Here is a 16,797-nt window from a genome sequence, read left to right on the forward strand (position 1 = left end):
GTTTTTCGAAGCGACTTTCTTTCAAAAGCCTTTCACCTCAACAACTTACCGCTTGCCTCGTTGCGTTCAACGCTGCGAGGAGGCGAATAATACGCGCTTTGAAATCAGAGTCAACACCTTGATCTGAAAAAACTTTCAATCTTCATTTGCAGCCCCTCAGGCAACTAAATGCACAGGTCATCGCTCTGTTAGAGAAATACCCCTGGAGCGTAACGGCCATGAGCGATGCGCAGAGCGACAAGACCCCCGGCCTGTCGCCGGACGAGGAACAGGAGGTCAGCCATAACCAGCCCCCGCGGGCGGCTGTGCTGCACGAGATCATTCGCGCTCAGGGCGACCAGGAACTGGAGCGCACGCTGGCGGCGTTGTGGTGGTCGGCCCTGGCAGCGGGCTTGAGCATGGGCCTGTCTTTCATGGCCATGGGGCTGTTCTATTCTCGGCTACCCGAGGGTGAAAGCGCCCAGGTAGTCGCCAGCCTCGGCTATAGCGCAGGGTTTCTTGCCGTGATCCTGGCGCGCCAGCAACTGTTTACCGAGAACACCCTGACCGCCGTACTGCCCGTCATGACCACCCCTACCCTGGCCAACCTCGGTCGCCTGCTGCGACTGTGGAGCGTGGTACTGCTTGGGAACCTGGCCGGGACGCTGCTGGTTGCCTGGGTCATGCTCGAATTGCCTATCTTCGACAGCAAGACCGATGTGGCTTTCCTCGAAGTCGGTCGCAAGGTCATGACCAACGACATGAGCCAGATGTTTGCCAAGGGCATCGTCTCGGGCTGGATGATCGCCACCATGGTCTGGATGATCCCGTCCATGGAGCACGCCAAGATCTGGATCATCCTGATGATCACTTACCTGATGGCGCTGGGCGACTTCACCCATATCGTCGTCGGCTCGGTGGAAGTGTCCTACCTGGTCTGGGCCGGTGAGCAAACGTGGCAGGACTTCTGGCTACTGTTCGCGTTGCCGACCCTGGTCGGCAACATCATCGGAGGCAGTTTCATCTTCGCCTTGATCAGCCATGCGCAAGTTCGTAGCGACAGCGGCAAACCACCTTCGCAGCTATTGAAAGATGAGAAGCAGGGTTCACGCCGCCAACAAGACGCTCAAGAGTGACCACTCATTTCATTGCCCCGCCAGCGCGCGTTCGGCCGCCCCGCCCCGCTCGCGCGCTGGCCGCGGCAACCACCAGTTCTGCCCTTCGTGGGGCGAGTCGAGGCTGACCCGCTCGCCCATCTGAGGCGTGCTCAACCGTACTTGCGCTGCGCCGGCCAAGGCGACGATGCGTTCGAACGGTTCCTGCCAGCCATGAATGGAAAGGTCGAAGGTGCCATTATGGATGGGCAGCATCCAGCGCCCATGAAGATCCAGGTGTGCCTGCAGGCTCTGCTCCGGCTGCATGTGCACATTGGGCCACGCCAGGTTGTATGCGCCAGTCTCGATCAGGGTCAGGTCGAACGGCCCGAAGCGCTCGCCGATCTGGCGAAAACCGTCAAAGTAGCCAGTGTCACCACTGAAGAACACACGCAACTGATCGTCGATCACCACCCACGAAGCCCACAGGGTCCGGTTGCTGTCGAACAGCCCGCGCCCTGAAAAGTGCTGGGCGGGCGTGGCGACGAACCGCACACCCTCTACCTGCGTCTCCTGCCACCAGTCCAGCTGTGTCACCTTGCTCGCCGGCACCCCCCATTCGATCAGCAAGTCGCCAACACCCAGTGGCGCGAGGAAGCGTTCGGTGCGCGGGGCCAGGCGGCGGATGGCCTGCTCGTCAAGATGATCGAAATGGTCATGGGAAAGGATGACCGCTGCCAACGGCGGCAACTGCTCCAAAGCCAGGGGCGGTGCATGAAAGCGCAGTGGCCCGGCCCATTGCACCGGCGAGGCGCGTTCGGCGAACACCGGGTCGGTAATGAAGAAGCGCCCCCGCAGCTTGAGCAATACCGTTGAGTGGCCCAGGCGCCATAGGCTATGGTCAGGTGCGTCGAGCACCTGCTGAGGCGTCATCTGCTGCACGCTGATCGCTGTCGCCGGCCGGGTTTGCGGTGGCTTGCGCAGTAACAGGTACTTCAGGCCGATCCGCAGCTTCTTCAGCACCCCATCCTGGGGCAGGCTGGCCTGGTTGTGGAAACGTCCGTCCCGCTGGGGCGCCGACTTGCCGGCGGACTTAGCCATGGGAATCATGAGTAGCAGCACTCCGAGCAAGAGGAAAGCCTTCATGTTACTCCACAGGGATCGCACTAACCGTGAATTGGCTTGTAAGGTCATTTTTCGACGATGAAACACTGTTCAACAATATTCACGCGACTTATGCGATAAACGGTGCTTCAGCAGAAGAACGAAACCATGATGGACAACCGCAGCGGCAAGGGACTTTCATTCGTCAAACGCATCTACTTGCCGCGCATCATCGGCTTGGGCATCGGCCTGCTCAGCGTGGCGGCCGCCTTGGCGCCTTTGTCGCCGGCCGCCTGGGTGTGGATGCTGCTGCTGTTCCATGGCCTGCTCTGGCCGCATGTGGCATACCAGTGGGCTTTGCGTTCCGCGGTGCCTTTCAAGGCGGAGCACAGCGCCAAGCGGTGTGGTCGCGACCAGGTCAACTTTGCCCATGGTGAAAGTACGCCGCTGCGGCTGGCCTACCCTGACTGACACCCTGGTCGACGCTGCGCAGAGGCGCTCAACGCAACGCGCGCTCCGCCACGATTTCCGGCAAATCACTGCGCTGCAGGTAGATGCGCAACGGCTCGCCTATATTCAGCCGTTCATCCACATGCTGCTTCAACAGCAACGCCAGCCGCTCACGGCTCAACGTCATGCGCTGCCTCTGTTCGGGTCGCCAGACGAATTCGTTGCACGGTGTGATGCTGTCGTCCGCCACGTCCATGCCGAACGCGTCCTCGGAAAACCGCACGATATGGACCCCACGCTTTACATGAAAACCGACGAAGCCCTTGAGCTGATCGGCGGCGCTGCAGATGTCCTGGGATGTGATGGCCATGACGTAACCTCGCTATGGAACGAAAGTGACGCACGCCAGGCGGGCAGCGGCTGCCTCTGCTGGGCAACGCGCCCGCTCAGCCTAGCGCAGGTGCCTGCCGTTTCGCCAAGGTTTTTCATCATCCGCGATGGCTGGAGGTGGCGTCACACGCAACGTGAGGTACCCGGTTCAACGTCCATCTGCCCCATCATCTCCAGCCCGATCTTCATGCACCTGCACGCTGGCCGTCATGCCCGCGCTGAGGTTCACCCCCGGGGGGAGCTGGTCCAGCCGTATCCTCACCGGTATGCGCTGCGCCAGTCGCACCCAGTTGAAGGTCGGCTCGACCTCCGGCAACAGCTGGCTGTCGGGGTTGCTGTTGCGGTCGGTGATGCCGCGGCTGATGCTTTCCACATGCCCTTGCATCGCTTCGCCCGCGCCCATCAGCCAGACTTTCACCGAGTCACCCACGCGGATGCGCGGCAGTTTCGTTTCCTCGAAGTAGGCCTGGATATAGAAGGTCGAATCATCCACCAGGGCCATGACCGCTTCACCGGTGTTCACATAGTTGCCCTGGGCCAGGCGCAGGTTGGTGATATGCCCGTCGCGCGGCGCCCGCACTTCGCTGCGCGCCAGGTTGATTTTCGCCACCTGCAACTGGGCTTGCGCCTCGTGCAGTTCACCCCGGGCGATGGCAGCGTTGATCTGGGCGTTCTCGCGCAGCTCGGCACTGATCGCCTCCGGCCCCAACGCCGTGCGCCGGGCCGCTTCGCGCTCGCGCAGGTGCAATTGCTGGGTGCGTGTCTCGGCCACGGCGCTGGCCTGGTCGAAGGCCGCCTGGAAACGTTCGCGATCGATCGTCATCAGCAATTCACCGGCCTTCACGGGCTGGTTGTCCTGGACCTTGAGTTCGCGTACCCAGCCGGACACGTCGGGGGCGATCACCACCACATCGGCGCGCACGCGAGCATCGCGGGTCCACGGGGTCAGCATGTAGTACTGCCAAAGCTTGTAGCCTGCCAGAACAGCAACGGCGACCACACAGAGGGTCACCAGGGTACGGACGACAGCGTGCATCGAATCACTCCTTACAAAGGCCCCAGCAGGCGAACCACCAGGTACAGCACACACACGAACAAGGCCGCATCGAACAGCGCTTCATGCCAGATCCAGCGTCCCAGGTGCGTGGCCTGCACCACCAGGCGCAGCACGCCGGTCAGCGCCAGGGCCAGCAGCACGTAGATCAGAAAAGGGCTGAGCAGCACGCCGCCCAAGGCCCATTCACGCAAGCCCATGGGCTTCCTCCTGCCAACGGCACCATTTGCGCCAGCTCTTCTGCAGCTGCAACACCGCCCCTTCGGCCAGGCGCAGCGGGTCACTGGCGGGCTGGCGCTGCAGTGCGGCGATGAAGTGTTCGCTGGCATCGTCCAGGCGTTGCCCGCGCCCGCCAGCCGGCCCTTGGGCCAGCACCGCCTGCAGCTGCTCGAAGTATTCACGCTCGGCCGCACCCAACGGCGCCTGGGCCACGGCCAGGCACATGCGCAGATGCACCAGTTCATCGCCAATATCCAGCCCATGCAGGCCATCATCCCAGCGCTTGCGCTCGGCCTCTGGCAACTCGCCGGCCTGCCGCGCCAGCTGCATCAGGCGGTCGGCCATGCGCCCACCGAACCAACTGTCGGCACCGCGCAGGTCACGTCGGGTCAGGCGTACCAGATCACTTTGGGTGGCCGCCCGCAGGCGCCGGCCGAGCCAGGCCGGGTGACGGAACACCAGCAAGCGGAACGCCAGCACCGCGGCGCTCACGCCCACGAGCATGGACAAGGCACTGTTGAGCATGCTCGCCACGCCGAATTGCATGGCATTGAGCGGCGCAACCAGAACGATGCAGTGCAGGCAGTACGAAGTTGCCGTGGCACCAATGCGCGGGTGTGCCATGCCCAGCGCGCCAAAAAACAGCGGCACGCCCAGGCCCAGGCAGAGCATGGCGAAACTGCTCCACTGCGGCAGGAGGATCTGCCCGACCAGAAATGCCACCGGGATCGCCAGAAAGATGCCGCGCAAGAAACTCAGGCCAATTTGCGCGCCGTTTTCACGGCTGGCGAACAAGCTGCAGACAACGCAAGTCAACACAAGGCCACCCGGCGCCGAGGGCCAGGCGGTGGCAAGCCAGAAACAGCTCATCACCAGAAACGCCAATGCACTGCGCGAGCCGAACAACAAGGCCAGTGACCAGTCACGGTGCGCCGCCAGGCCCTGGCCGTCATCTTTGGGCGCCCTGCCCGCTTCGACATCCTCGAATGCCTGGGTGGCGGCCATGGCATAGTCGAGCAGCAAGGCCATGCGGGCCAGGCAGAAATGCTCGGCAGAACTGATGTGCTCAGCATGTGCTGCGTCCCAGATGCGCTGGCGCAACAGCAACAGGCTGGCTTGGTCCGGCTTGGCCAACAGCGCCCGCACCTCTTCGAGCCAGGGGCCAAGCGCAGTGGCTTGGCGCTCATCGAGTTGTCGCCACTGCCGGCGAACCGATCGCGAAATGCGCAGCAACACCATCAGTTTCTGGCTCAGTCCGCGAATCGCCCTTGCCCGCTGGCGTCCGCGCGGCCCCTCGAACCAGGCATGCTCGCGCTGGGCATCGATGGCCACGATGCGCCCAAGGATCTCAAGCAGCCCCTTGCGCGCTTCATCCTCGCCGCCGAGCATGGCGCTTGCCGCTTGCAGGCCGCTTTGCCAGGCCTGCCGCGCCTGCCCGGCGAGCTGCTGCTCGACCCGCATCGGCCACAACAAGGCGCTGGTGGCCGTGGCGCAGAAGATCCCCAGGCAGATTTCGGTACAGCGCGCCACGGCCTGGTCAAACACTTGCAACGGGTGGTCTATCGCCGGCAAGGCGATGATCGCTGCGGTGTAGCCAGCCAGCACGAAGGCATAGGCCCAGGCACTGCGCAGTTGCGTGGACGCAGTCGTGCACAACGCCAGCCACAACGCCAGAGTAATCAGGAACAACCAGGGGGTCTGAGCGAACAGGCCGAGGAACACCACCGACATGAAGGTGCCGACCAGGGTCCCGGCCAGCCGCGCCAGGCCCTTCTGCACCACCATGCCCGACATTGGCTGGGCGACGATGAACGCGGTCATCAAGGCCCAGGCGGGTTGTTCCAGCCCCCAGCACATTGCCAACCACAAGGCCAGACCGCCGCCGAGCAAGGTCTTGATGGCGAACTTGAGGGCTAGGCTGCTGGGTGCGAACAGGGCCTGGAGGGTAATGGGCACGAATCGGACCTTGCGGGGAATGGTCAGGTAAACGATAGACAACGCAGGGAGGAATAATGCCGAAACAATAAATAGTTAGCTAATCATTCTTTTGGCGCATTGCGCCGCCAGGACCCAATCGACAGGCAAAAAAATAGGCGACCGAAGTCGCCCAAAATGCCTTGCGTGCTCGTGAATCCGAAAGGTCAGCGCGGCTTGCGCTTGTTCGAGTCCTTCCAGATGAAAATGCCCAGACCGGCAAAGAAAGCGAACATCAACCCGACCGTTACCACACCCGCGATAACCACATTGTCGAAGAACATGTCGGCCTCCCGATTCGTTTGCCGTTGTCCGATGGATGCAAGGTAACGAAAGCGGGAGCAGGAAAAATTGATCGGGGTCAATGGTGCCCGAGACCGGGCACGCGAGGCGGGTGCAGGGTTGACCTGCGTCAAGTTTCAGCGTTTCTTGGGCTTGCCCTTGGGGTTCTTCTTCTTCGCCTTGCCCAGCGGCATGGCTTGCTCGAACGCCTGGCGCACCTCGTTGAGGCGTTTTTCCTTGAGGTCGTGGACGCGCTTGGCGCGTTCGGCATCGAAGTCGATGAGGTTGTCTTGGCTCATGGGCAGGCTCGACGGTCAACAGAGACTTGCATGATGAAGCCAGGCGCCGGCCATGACCAGCCCCGGCTCAGACTTCGATGTCGACCAGCAGCCCCTGGCGCGGGTGCTCGCCCATCAGCGGAGCCACCGGCACGGTGTTGTCGGCGTTGACTTCGTCGCCCGGCACCGCGCTGTAGCGCTCCTGGTCGCCCTTGTTGTTGCGGCGTTGCTGCCGGCGCTGTTCGTCGCGCAGCAACAGGGCCTGCTCCTGCGGGTCGCGATGCTGCTTGAGGTCGATGGCGCCTTCGCCGGACGACGGTTGCGCGGGGACTACCGGCTTGATATCGGGGGCCGGCTTGACCGGGTCTTGTTGCGAAGTCACGGGGGCGGCACTGAGTGGAATGATCGGCGGCAACATGAGCGTTCTCCTGTACCCCTGTATCGGCCAGCCGTCGGCCAGCTTGAGCACCACCAGATGCAGCATGCAGGGCCGGTCACGGCCGCTGCATGCCAGCGACTATTCGGTTTCGTCGTCAGGCGCGTCGTCGACGGGCGGGCTGGCCTCGCTCCAGGGCCGCTTGTAGACCTGTAGCCAGACTGCGTCCATGTGCTCGCGCATCACCTGCGGTGCATTTTTCAGCGAAGCACTGTCTTCACGCTCGCCACCCACCGGCTCTTCGCCCGCCGGCGTGATCAGCGACTGGCCAGTGATGGTGTAGGTGTCCTGCCCCTCGCGCATCTCGATGGCGATATCGTGGGGGTCGATCCCGCCGCCGCAGAAGGCATGGCTGGCTACCGTCACTTCGGCGATACCGTCCTTGTCGAGGTCGCTGACATCGCTGACATCGGTGTAGAAATCGACGTCCAGGTCCAGCCCCGAACAGGTGGTTTCCTGCTCGATCTGCCAGCGTGGCTTGAAGCCGTCACTGTCGTCGCTGCGGCCGTACAGGACGGCCTTGAGCAGGACCTTGTCGACTTCCTGCTCGGACTCGGCATCGACCGCCTGGCCATCGCTGCGGCTGAGCACCAGCAGGCCTTCACCGTCTCGATCACGGAAGTGCACGCTCTTGATCGGTGTCTGCACACCCAGTACCTCGAGCTGCTCGATCGGGATCGGGGGCAAGGATTCGAAACTTTTCTGATCGCAGGCAGCCAGCAGCAGCAAGCTGCCCATGGCCAGCGAGGCGTTCAACCAGCGGTGCTTGAGCGGCATGTCGGTAAGAAGCCCTCGTCAGCAAGACGGTTATCCGTGATGAAACAGCTAGACTGATGATCTTTCTGGTCTATGGTCTGCCCGGCCTATCCGTTAACATAGCCGGCTTTTCATCGCGGGAGTTCAGGCAGTATGGCGCAGCAGTATCAACCGGGGCAACGCTGGATCAGCGACAGCGAAGCAGAGCTCGGCCTGGGGACCATCCTGGCGCAGGATGGCCGCCTGTTGACCGTGCTCTACCCGGCCACTGGCGACACCCGTCAGTATTCCCTGCGCAATGCGCCGCTGACCCGCGTGCGCTTCTCGCCAGGTGACCAGATCACCCACTTCGAAGGCTGGAAGCTGACCGTCCGCGAGGTCGAGGACATCGACGGCCTGATGGTCTATCACGGGCTCGATGGCCAGAACCAGCCGCGCACACTGCCGGAAACCCAGCTGTCGAACTTCATCCAGTTCCGCCTGGCCAGTGACCGCCTGTTCGCTGGCCAGATCGACCCGCTGTCCTGGTTCAGCCTGCGTTACAACACCCTGCACCACACCAGCAAGCAGATGCAGTCGTCGCTCTGGGGCCTGGGTGGCTGCCGCGCGCAACCGATCGCCCACCAGTTGCACATCGCCCGCGAAGTGGCCGACCGTAGCGCGCCACGCGTGCTGCTGGCCGACGAGGTGGGCCTGGGCAAGACCATCGAAGCGGGCCTGGTGATCCATCGCCAGCTGCTGTCCGGTCGCGCCAGCCGCGTTTTGATCCTGGTCCCGGAAAACCTCCAGCACCAATGGCTGGTGGAAATGCGCCGGCGTTTCAACCTGCAGGTGGCATTGTTCGACGCCGAGCGCTTCATCGAAAGCGACGCCAGCAACCCGTTCGAGGATGCCCAGTTGGCGCTGGTCGCCCTGGAGTGGCTGGTCGATGACGAAAAGGCCCAGGACGCGCTGTTCGCCGCCGGCTGGGACCTGATGGTGGTCGACGAGGCTCACCATCTGGTCTGGCACGAAGAACAGGCCAGTACCGAGTACAGCCTGGTCGAGCAACTGGCCCAGGTCATCCCGGGCGTGCTGCTGCTCACTGCCACGCCCGAGCAACTGGGCCAGGACAGCCACTTCGCCCGCCTGCGCCTGCTCGACCCCAACCGCTTCCACGACCTGGCTGCCTTCCGCGCCGAGAGCGAGCACTATCGCCCGGTCGCCGAGGCGGTACAGGAGCTGCTCGACGAAGGCCGCCTGTCGCCCAAGGCCCACGCCACCATCCACGGTTTCCTCGGTGCCGAAGGCGAAGCCTTGCTGGCTGCAGTCAGCGACGGCGACACCCAGGCCAGCGCCCGCCTGATCCGCGAGCTGCTCGACCGCCACGGCACCGGCCGCGTGCTGTTTCGCAATACCCGTGCGGCCATCCAGGGCTTCCCGGAGCGCAAGCTGCACCCTTATCCGCTGGCCAACCCGGAGCAATACCGCGACCTGCCGGCGGGCGAGCATGCCGAGCTGTACCCGGAAGTGGCCTTCCAGGCGCAAGGCGAGGTCAGCGACGACGAGCGCTGGTGGCGCTTCGACCCACGGGTCGACTGGCTGATCGACACCCTGAAGATGCTCAAGCGCACCAAGGTCCTGGTGATCTGTGCCCACGCCGAAACCGCCATGGACCTGGAAGACGCCCTGCGCGTGCGTTCCGGAATTCCGGCCACGGTGTTCCATGAAGGCATGAGCATCCTCGAACGTGACCGCGCCGCCGCCTACTTCGCCGACGAAGAATTCGGCGCCCAGGTGCTGATCTGCTCCGAGATCGGCAGCGAGGGCCGCAACTTCCAGTTCGCCCATCACCTGGTGATGTTCGACCTGCCGGCTCACCCCGACCTGCTGGAACAGCGCATCGGCCGCCTCGACCGTATCGGCCAGAAGCACACCATCGAGCTGCACATCCCGTACCTGCAGGACAGCCCGCAGGAGCGCCTGTTCCAGTGGTACCACGAGGGCCTCAACGCCTTCCTCAACACCTGCCCGACCGGCAACGCCCTGCAGCATCAGTTCGGCCCACGCCTGCTGTCGATGCTCGAAGGCGGCGACGGCAAGGCCTGGACCGCGCTGGTGGCCGAAGCCCGCAGCGAGCGCGAGCGCCTGGAAGCCGAACTGCACAGCGGTCGCGACCGCCTGCTGGAACTCAACTCCGGCGGCGCGGGCGAAGGCCAGGCGCTGGTCGAGGCGATCCTCGAGCAGGACGATCAGTTCGCCCTGCCGATCTACATGGAAACCCTGTTCGACGCCTTTGGCATCGACAGCGAAGACCATTCGGAAAACGCCCTGATCCTCAAGCCGAGCGAAAAGATGCTCGACGCCAGCTTCCCGCTGGGCGACGACGAAGGCGTGACCATCACCTACGACCGCGCCCAGGCGCTGTCGCGCGAAGACATGCAGTTCCTGACCTGGGAACACCCGATGGTGCAGGGTGGCATGGACCTGGTGCTGTCCGGCTCGATGGGCAATACCGCCGTCGCGCTGATCAAGAACAAGGCGCTCAAACCGGGCACCGTGCTGCTCGAATTGCTGTTCGTCAGCGAGGTGGTGGCGCCGCGCAGCCTGCAGCTCGGCCGTTACCTGCCGCCTGCGGCGTTGCGCTGCCTGCTCGATGCCAACGGCAACGACCTGGCCTCGCGCGTGGCGTTCGAAACCCTCAACGACCAGCTCGAAAGCGTGCCTCGGGCGAGCGCCAACAAGTTCGTCCAGGCGCAGCGCGAAGTGCTGGCCAGGCGCATCAGTGGTGGCGAGGAGAAGATCCTGCCGACCCACGTCGAGCGCGTGGCCGAGGCGCAGCGTCGCCTGGCCGCCGAGGCGGATGAAGAGCTGGCACGCCTGACGGCCCTCAAAGCCGTCAACCCAAGCGTGCGCGACAGCGAAATCGACACCCTGCGCAAGCAGCGTGAGGATGGCCTGGCGATGCTGGAAAAGGCCGCGTTGCGCCTGGAAGCGATTCGCGTGCTGGTCGCAGGCTAAAAGGTAATCCCCGGGGGCGCACAGCGTCCCCGGTTCGCTTTATATCCCGCCGTTATTGACCCGATAACCAAATCATAGAACCAAAGTGCCATTACGCAGGAAGGGTTAAACACTCCTTCCTATACTGCCTTGAGTGCCCACTCGACAAAGAGGCAATAATGGAATGGCTGGGTCTGCAACTGTTCGCCGAACTGCCCGTTACGGGACGAATCGTCATTGATTGCCGGCATGAACCCTTACTGATCCTGATCGCTGTCGCCGTCGCCAGCGCTGCCTGCTTCGCCACCCTGGACATGGCCGAACGCCAGTCCCACAGCGAACACCCCGCCGCGCAACGTCAATGGCGCATGCTTGGCGCATGCTGCCTGGCAGGTGGTATCTGGGCGATGCATTTCATCAGCATGCTGGCGTTCCAGGCACCGGTGGAGATGCACTATGACGTTTCGCTGACCGGTATGTCGTTGCTCATAGCACTGCTGGTGGCGTGGATGGCGATGGCCAGCCTCGACCGCATCCACATGCGCCTGCATCACTACCTGCAAAGCGCCTTGCTGATTGGACTGGGCATCGTTCTCATGCATTTCGTCGGCATGGCGGCACTGCAAACGGGCGCGCAGCAGTACTACAAGACCGGCCTGTTGCTCACCAGTGCATCGATCGCCCTGCTCACCAGCCTCGCGGCCTTGCTGCTGGGGCGTTACTTCAGCAATGGCAGCGGCGGTATGCACCAGACCATGAAGTACGGCGCAGCCCTGCTGATGGCCGGCGGCATCGTGGCCACGCACTTCACAGCGATGGCAGCCATGACCCTGGTGATTCCAGATGACACCGCACTGCGCCTGCCCTCCGGCGAAAACGGCCTGCAACTGGGCCTGACCGTCGCCTTCATCACTCTGGTGATCAGCGGCAGCAGCATCAGCGCCGCCCTTGCCGACAAGAAATTGCAGAGCAAGGAACACGACCTGCGTCGTGTCAGTACCCTGCTCACCCAGCTCGACCAGGCACGCGCTTCACTTCAACAAGCCGCCCATTACGACGCACTGACCAACCTGGTCAACCGCCGCGGCTTCAACCAGGTGTTCGCCGAACGCCTGGCCGAACATACCGCCAGCGCCAACCGGCTGGCAGTGATGTTCCTTGACATCGATCACTTCAAGCGGATCAACGACAGCCTTGGCCACGATGCCGGCGACGAATTGCTCAGGGCGATCGCCAGCCACATCAAGGCTGCCACCCGCAGCCAGGACCTGGTCGCGCGCTTTGGCGGCGACGAATTCTGCGTGGTCACCAGCCTGGCCAGCCGCGACGAAGCGCGGCACCTGGCCCAGCGCATCATGCAGCGAATGAAGGAGCCGATCGACCTGGGCGGCCGGCGCATGGTGATGACTACCAGCATCGGCATCAGCATCTTCCCCGACGATGGCCACAGCGCCGAAGAACTGCTCAAGCATGCCGACCTGGCCCTCTATCAATCCAAGGGCAGCGGGCGCAACAGCCTGCACTTCTTCAACAGCAAGCTGAAGAACCGCGCCACCCTGGCATTGCAACTGGAGGAGGAACTGCGCATCGCCCTGCTCGAAGAGCGTGGGCTTTGCGTGCATTACCAGCCCATCTTCGATGTACGCAGCGGCCAGGTCGCCAAACTCGAGGCTTTGGTGCGCTGGCAACACCCGCAGCACGGCCTGCTCGGACCGGACCGCTTCATCGGCATCGCCGAAACGAACGGCCTGATCGTCGACCTGGACCTGTGGGTACTGCGCCGCGCCTGCGATGACCTGGCTCAGCTGCAGCGCCATGCCTATGGCAACCTCAAGGTCACGGTCAATTGCTCGGCGGTGACCCTTGGCCACGAATCGCTGGCCCAAGAGGTAGAGATGGCGCTGCTGCATGCAGGTCTGGCACCCCATCATCTTGAGCTGGAGGTGACCGAAAACGCACTGATGGGGGACCTGCAGCGCACCGTCAGCCTGCTCAAATGCATCCGTGGCCAAGGGGTCAGCCTGTCGATCGACGATTTCGGTACCGGCTATTCATCGCTGGCCTACCTCAAGCGCCTGCCACTGGACGTACTGAAGATCGACCGCACGTTCCTGCAGGACGTGCCGGGCAGCCTGAAGGATCGCGAGATCGTGCAGGCAATCATCGCCATGGCCCATACCCTTCACCTGCAGGTGGTCAGCGAGGGAGTGGAAACCGTCGAACAATACGAATTCCTCGCCAGCAACGGTTGCGACCACCTGCAGGGCTACCTGCTGAGTCGTCCTGTGCCCTTGGCGGAGCTGCGGCCGATCCTGGATCGGCTCGACCGCCGGGCAAGTCCCCCCGTCACTTCTTGCGATACAGCTCTACCAGGGTCGCCGGATCTTTTTGCAGATAGCCCTGGCTACCATGCAAGCGCATCAATTGCGCGGCAAGGCCACTGAGCGGTGTCGCCGCGCCCTGCTCACGAGATAGCTTGACCGCACCGTCGAGGTCCTTGAGCAGCGTGCGCACATGCCACTTGATCGGCTCGTAGTTGCTTGCGGCCATCTGTGGGGCAAGGATCTGTAGCGGTCTGGAGTCGGCAAAACCGCCCGCCAACGCTTCGGCGATCAAGCTGGCATCGACCCCGGACTGTTCGGCAAGAGCCACCACTTCGGCGATGACCAAGGCGTTGCATGCCACGATCATCTGGTTGCAGGCCTTGGTCACCTGCCCCGCCCCCACGCCGCCCATGTGCGTAATGCGCTGGCCGAGCACCTGCAGTACCGGGCGTGCTCGCTCGAGATCGGTGCCATCGCCACCGACCATGATCGCCAGCGTACCCGCCTCGGCGCCCGGCGTACCGCCGGATACCGGGGCATCCAACCAGGCCATGCCGCACAGCGCCGCCAGCTCGGCGGCCATTTCGCGGGTAGCGGTCGGCTCCAGGCTGGAGAAGTCCACCAGCAACTGCCCACTGCGCCCGCCTTCAGCGATACCTTGCTCGCCAAACACCACCTCGCGCACCACCGCCGTGTCGGCCAGGCACAACAGCACCAGGTCACTGTCGCGACACAGGTCGGCAGGGCTGGGCGCCAGGCGAGCGCCTGCTGCGACCAACGCGGCGCATTTGTCCGGGCTGCGGTTCCAGACAGTCAGCGGATAACCCGCGGCCAAAAGCCGCCGGCACATCGGCAGGCCCATCAGGCCAATCCCGGCAAATCCCAGCGAAGGCAGTGCAGTACCCATGAACGACTCCAGACAGAAGATTAAAGAAGCGTGGCGAGCGGACGATGCAATGCCAGCTCTGCAGAAAACCCTTAAAACAAGCAAGGGAAACCCCTATCCCATCCGCAAATTGCGTGCTGGTAAAGTCGCGACGATTCGCGTGATGGCGACATGGTATAACCCTCTGATAATCACTTACACCAGGCAAATGGCGCACTATGACCTCTACGAACACTTCTGCCAATGCGGTCCCCGAGTCTTCGGCTCAACCCAATCTACTGACCGCCAATGGTGTTCGTGACACGCAGCCGACGCGCAGCCCACCGGCACAGCAGTACATGTACTTCACCGAGCAGGACATCCAGCGCATCCTCGACAATCTCGACGGCCTGCGCGACCTCGTGTTCCCCAGGAACCTGCACATCGAGGACGACGACCAACTGCGCCTGGAGCAGCAGTTCCCGTCGGTATGCCTGATCGGCCTGGGCCGCTGCGGCTCGAACATCGCCCTGGACGTGGCCGAGTTGGTCTACAACGCCCGCACCTTCTTCCTCAACGAGTTCAACAACGAAGACCGTTTCAAGGGCGAGTCGGGCTACAGCCCCGCTCGCTGGATTCGCCAGAACCTGCGCCTGGTGCAGAACAAGGGCGTCAAGCCGGTATTTCTGGTCGAGCCGCTGGTGATGCTCGGCGACCTGGACAAGGACATCGCCGGCCGCATTCGCTTCTCGCACAAGGGCGAGCGCGGTGAATTCCTGCGCGACTACAGCAAGATGAAGATCATGGACTTGTCCGAGGTCCACGCAGGCGGTGCTGGCAACGCGCCGATTCTCGGCCAGTACCTGGCCAAGATCATCCTCAACAAGGACACCCAGCGTTTCTCCAGTGCCGACTGGAAGCTGATCCACTCCTACCTGATCGACTCCTGCGGCATCAAGGCCAACCAGTCACGGCTGTACTTCTACATCTTCAGTGCCGGTGGCGGCACCGGTTCAGGCATGGCTTCGGAGTTCGGCCTGGCCCAGCAGTACTCGTACATGAACAAGACCTTCGACACCAAGCCGGCCGACGAGAACGACGGCAAGAGCGGGCATTCGTTCGTCTTCGAGCCGATTTTCACCAGCGGTATCTGCGTGCTGCCAAATGCTTCGGACCATCGCAGCGAAATGTCCGAAGCCTTGCACATCAATGCCGGCCGGCTTTTGTGCAAATACCTGTCTGAAGAATGGGACTTCTCCTATAACTTCGACAACGAGGACAGCAGTGAGGCCAGCGTGATGGGCCGCATCCGCCCGTGGAACGCAATGATGCTGATCTCCAACGACATCATGCGTTACGCCGAAGAGAGCGATGACGGCACCATCCACAACATCGACGTCAATGCCATGGAGAAGCACGCCAACCAGTACATTTCCCAACAGATCTTCAACATCCTCACTGCCCAGGCGGTGACCACCGACTACGACCAGAACTACTTCCGCCGCGCCGGCATCGACATCGGCGAAACCATCCGGCTGGACGCCAACGACCTGTTCATGAGCCTGGCCGGCCCGGTAGCGATTGCCTATGCCGAATCGGTGGTGCCCGAATTGCCCGCGCAGGGGTCGGACAAGTTCAAGGTGTTCGAACGCGAAAGCCCGCGGCTGGACATCGATGACCTGTTCTTCCGCTCCATCGACCTGCCCCACTTCAACAAGCAGACCCAGGCCATCGAGGGCATCAGCCTGTTGCCGATCGAGTCGCGCCGCTACCGCGCCGCCCTGGAGCAATACCAGGCCTCAGGCTACGACGCCGCTGCGCTGCATGACCTGCACTTCTTCAAGAACTGCTCGTCGGTGGTATCGATCGTGTCGCTGCCCAAGGACTACAAGCTGTCGTACATGGACCTCAACCGGCTCAAGACCCACCTCAACAGCTTGTTTCCCAACACCACGCTCAAGCGCTATGCGCTGGTGATCGGCGCCTCGGCCAACCTGTCGCTGACCACCCTGATCGCCAAGAGCCCGTGCCTGTCGGACGACTTCCTGACCTTGATCGTGGCCTTCATCAAGCGCTGCTTCGCCCGAACCCCGTACCGTTTCGATGACACCCTGGACAATGCAATCCTCGAGTTCATCACCAGCGAGCATTTCGAGGAGAAGCGTATCGATGACCTGCTCAGCGAGTTCGAGAACCCGGCGAAGATCCTCGACACCAACTGGTACGCGATCAAGCCGATGTACGAGAAGAAGTATCGCGAGCTGATCAACGACAAGAGCCGCTTCGTGTCGATCAACGATATTCGCCTGTCGCGCGAATGCGTGAAGAAGGCCGTGAAGTACCTGCGCGAGATCTTCCGCCACCGCATCGGCAAGACCCGGGTGATTTCGCTGAACAGCCATACCGGGCGGGTTGATTACTGACCCCAGAGGGCTGCTCTGCCGCCCTATCGCTGGCAAGCCAGCTCCCACAGCGATTGCGCTGTTGCTGGCTCTTTCACTTTGACTGTGGGAGCCGGCTTGCCGGCGATAGGGGCCGCAAGGCGGCCCCATTACGCATCCCGTAAACTGTTACCGCAGCGCCGAATCGACCCGCCACTGTTACCAACCCCTA

Annotated in this window: 14 protein-coding genes and 1 pseudogene; 5 read left to right on the plus strand and 10 right to left on the minus strand. The window is 62.8% G+C overall.

Going from position 1 to position 16,797, the window contains the following annotated elements; genetic code table 11:
- Positions 1-218: 218 nt before the first annotated feature.
- Positions 219-1,115, plus strand: coding sequence for a formate/nitrite transporter family protein (locus PPL01S_RS06375; RefSeq protein ID WP_016392185.1), 897 nt, complete (start codon positions 219-221; stop codon positions 1,113-1,115).
- A 9-nt stretch (positions 1,116-1,124) separates the two neighbouring features.
- Here PPL01S_RS06375 and PPL01S_RS06380 read toward each other — a convergent pair whose 3' ends face one another.
- Complete coding sequence (locus PPL01S_RS06380) at positions 1,125-2,219, minus strand: MBL fold metallo-hydrolase (RefSeq protein WP_016392184.1); 1,095 nt, start codon at positions 2,217-2,219, stop codon at positions 1,125-1,127.
- A gap of 129 nt (positions 2,220-2,348) precedes the next feature.
- On the opposite strand from PPL01S_RS06380, the pseudogene PPL01S_RS06385 reads away from it, so the two are divergent.
- A pseudogene (locus PPL01S_RS06385) lies at positions 2,349-2,564 on the plus strand (MASE2 domain-containing protein); the annotation flags it as partial.
- Between the two features lie 112 nt (positions 2,565-2,676).
- Here the strand turns inward: PPL01S_RS06385 and PPL01S_RS06390 are convergent.
- The 8 genes from PPL01S_RS06390 to PPL01S_RS06420 form a co-directional block, all read right to left on the minus strand.
- Entirely contained in the window at positions 2,677-2,997 is a 321-nt protein-coding gene (locus PPL01S_RS06390) for a DUF2025 family protein (protein ID WP_016392182.1), read from the minus strand.
- 168 nt (positions 2,998-3,165) lie between these two features.
- The gene (locus PPL01S_RS06395) at positions 3,166-4,053 is read right to left on the minus strand and encodes an efflux RND transporter periplasmic adaptor subunit (protein ID WP_016392181.1); all 888 of its coding nucleotides are present in this window, start codon (positions 4,051-4,053) and stop codon (positions 3,166-3,168) included.
- An 11-nt stretch (positions 4,054-4,064) separates the two neighbouring features.
- Positions 4,065-4,271: a DUF1656 domain-containing protein gene (locus tag PPL01S_RS06400; protein ID WP_016392180.1), complete on the minus strand. Its 207-nt coding sequence runs from the start codon at positions 4,269-4,271 to the stop codon at positions 4,065-4,067.
- Positions 4,258-6,246, minus strand: a complete 1,989-nt coding sequence (locus PPL01S_RS06405) for an FUSC family protein (protein WP_028625433.1) — start codon at positions 6,244-6,246, stop codon at positions 4,258-4,260. The genes PPL01S_RS06400 and PPL01S_RS06405 overlap by 14 nt, the downstream gene beginning before the upstream one ends.
- Positions 6,247-6,431: 185 nt before the next feature.
- Positions 6,432-6,548, minus strand: a complete 117-nt coding sequence (gene ccoM / locus PPL01S_RS25870) for a cytochrome c oxidase subunit CcoM (protein WP_008097462.1) — start codon at positions 6,546-6,548, stop codon at positions 6,432-6,434.
- A gap of 135 nt (positions 6,549-6,683) precedes the next feature.
- Positions 6,684-6,845, minus strand: coding sequence for a hypothetical protein (locus tag PPL01S_RS25385; protein ID WP_016392178.1), 162 nt, complete (start codon positions 6,843-6,845; stop codon positions 6,684-6,686).
- A gap of 67 nt (positions 6,846-6,912) precedes the next feature.
- Entirely contained in the window at positions 6,913-7,242 is a 330-nt protein-coding gene (locus PPL01S_RS06415) for a hypothetical protein (protein ID WP_016392177.1), read from the minus strand.
- Between the two features lie 99 nt (positions 7,243-7,341).
- Positions 7,342-8,037, minus strand: coding sequence for a M949_RS01915 family surface polysaccharide biosynthesis protein (locus tag PPL01S_RS06420; RefSeq protein ID WP_016392176.1), 696 nt, complete (start codon positions 8,035-8,037; stop codon positions 7,342-7,344).
- Between the two features lie 132 nt (positions 8,038-8,169).
- Here PPL01S_RS06420 and rapA point away from each other — a divergent pair, with 132 nt between their 5' ends.
- Both rapA and PPL01S_RS06430 read left to right on the plus strand, forming a co-directional pair.
- Positions 8,170-11,016, plus strand: coding sequence for an RNA polymerase-associated protein RapA (gene rapA, locus PPL01S_RS06425; protein WP_016392175.1), 2,847 nt, complete (start codon positions 8,170-8,172; stop codon positions 11,014-11,016).
- Positions 11,017-11,174: 158 nt separating this feature from the next.
- A complete protein-coding gene (locus tag PPL01S_RS06430) occupies positions 11,175-13,439 on the plus strand; it encodes a putative bifunctional diguanylate cyclase/phosphodiesterase (RefSeq protein WP_028625434.1) in 2,265 nt (754 codons plus the stop codon).
- Here PPL01S_RS06430 and PPL01S_RS06435 read toward each other — a convergent pair.
- Positions 13,342-14,226, minus strand: a complete 885-nt coding sequence (locus PPL01S_RS06435) for an NAD(P)-dependent oxidoreductase (protein WP_016392173.1) — start codon at positions 14,224-14,226, stop codon at positions 13,342-13,344. The genes PPL01S_RS06430 and PPL01S_RS06435 overlap by 98 nt on opposite strands.
- A 317-nt stretch (positions 14,227-14,543) precedes the next feature.
- Between PPL01S_RS06435 and PPL01S_RS06440 the strand changes: the two genes are divergently transcribed.
- A complete protein-coding gene (locus PPL01S_RS06440) occupies positions 14,544-16,607 on the plus strand; it encodes a hypothetical protein (RefSeq protein WP_415639434.1) in 2,064 nt (687 codons plus the stop codon).
- The last annotated feature ends 190 nt before the right edge of the window (positions 16,608-16,797 follow it).

Source organism: Pseudomonas plecoglossicida NBRC 103162 = DSM 15088, assembly GCF_000730665.1.
GTDB classification, from domain to species: Bacteria; Pseudomonadota; Gammaproteobacteria; order Pseudomonadales; family Pseudomonadaceae; genus Aquipseudomonas; species Aquipseudomonas plecoglossicida.

Coding starts and splice junctions, on each gene's coding strand:
- PPL01S_RS06390 (WP_016392182.1), bottom strand. CDS start 2,997: ATGGCCATCACATCCCAGGACATCTGCAGCGCCGCCGATCAGCTCAAG.
- PPL01S_RS06435 (WP_016392173.1), bottom strand. CDS start 14,226: ATGGGTACTGCACTGCCTTCGCTGGGATTTGCCGGGATTGGCCTGATG.
- rapA (WP_016392175.1), top strand. CDS start 8,170: ATGGCGCAGCAGTATCAACCGGGGCAACGCTGGATCAGCGACAGCGAA.
- PPL01S_RS06395 (WP_016392181.1), bottom strand. CDS start 4,053: ATGCACGCTGTCGTCCGTACCCTGGTGACCCTCTGTGTGGTCGCCGTT.
- PPL01S_RS06400 (WP_016392180.1), bottom strand. CDS start 4,271: ATGGGCTTGCGTGAATGGGCCTTGGGCGGCGTGCTGCTCAGCCCTTTT.
- PPL01S_RS25385 (WP_016392178.1), bottom strand. CDS start 6,845: ATGAGCCAAGACAACCTCATCGACTTCGATGCCGAACGCGCCAAGCGC.
- PPL01S_RS06380 (WP_016392184.1), bottom strand. CDS start 2,219: ATGAAGGCTTTCCTCTTGCTCGGAGTGCTGCTACTCATGATTCCCATG.
- PPL01S_RS06415 (WP_016392177.1), bottom strand. CDS start 7,242: ATGTTGCCGCCGATCATTCCACTCAGTGCCGCCCCCGTGACTTCGCAA.
- PPL01S_RS06375 (WP_016392185.1), top strand. CDS start 219: ATGAGCGATGCGCAGAGCGACAAGACCCCCGGCCTGTCGCCGGACGAG.
- PPL01S_RS06430 (WP_028625434.1), top strand. CDS start 11,175: ATGGAATGGCTGGGTCTGCAACTGTTCGCCGAACTGCCCGTTACGGGA.
- PPL01S_RS06420 (WP_016392176.1), bottom strand. CDS start 8,037: ATGCCGCTCAAGCACCGCTGGTTGAACGCCTCGCTGGCCATGGGCAGC.
- ccoM (WP_008097462.1), bottom strand. CDS start 6,548: ATGTTCTTCGACAATGTGGTTATCGCGGGTGTGGTAACGGTCGGGTTG.
- PPL01S_RS06440 (WP_415639434.1), top strand. CDS start 14,544: ATGTACTTCACCGAGCAGGACATCCAGCGCATCCTCGACAATCTCGAC.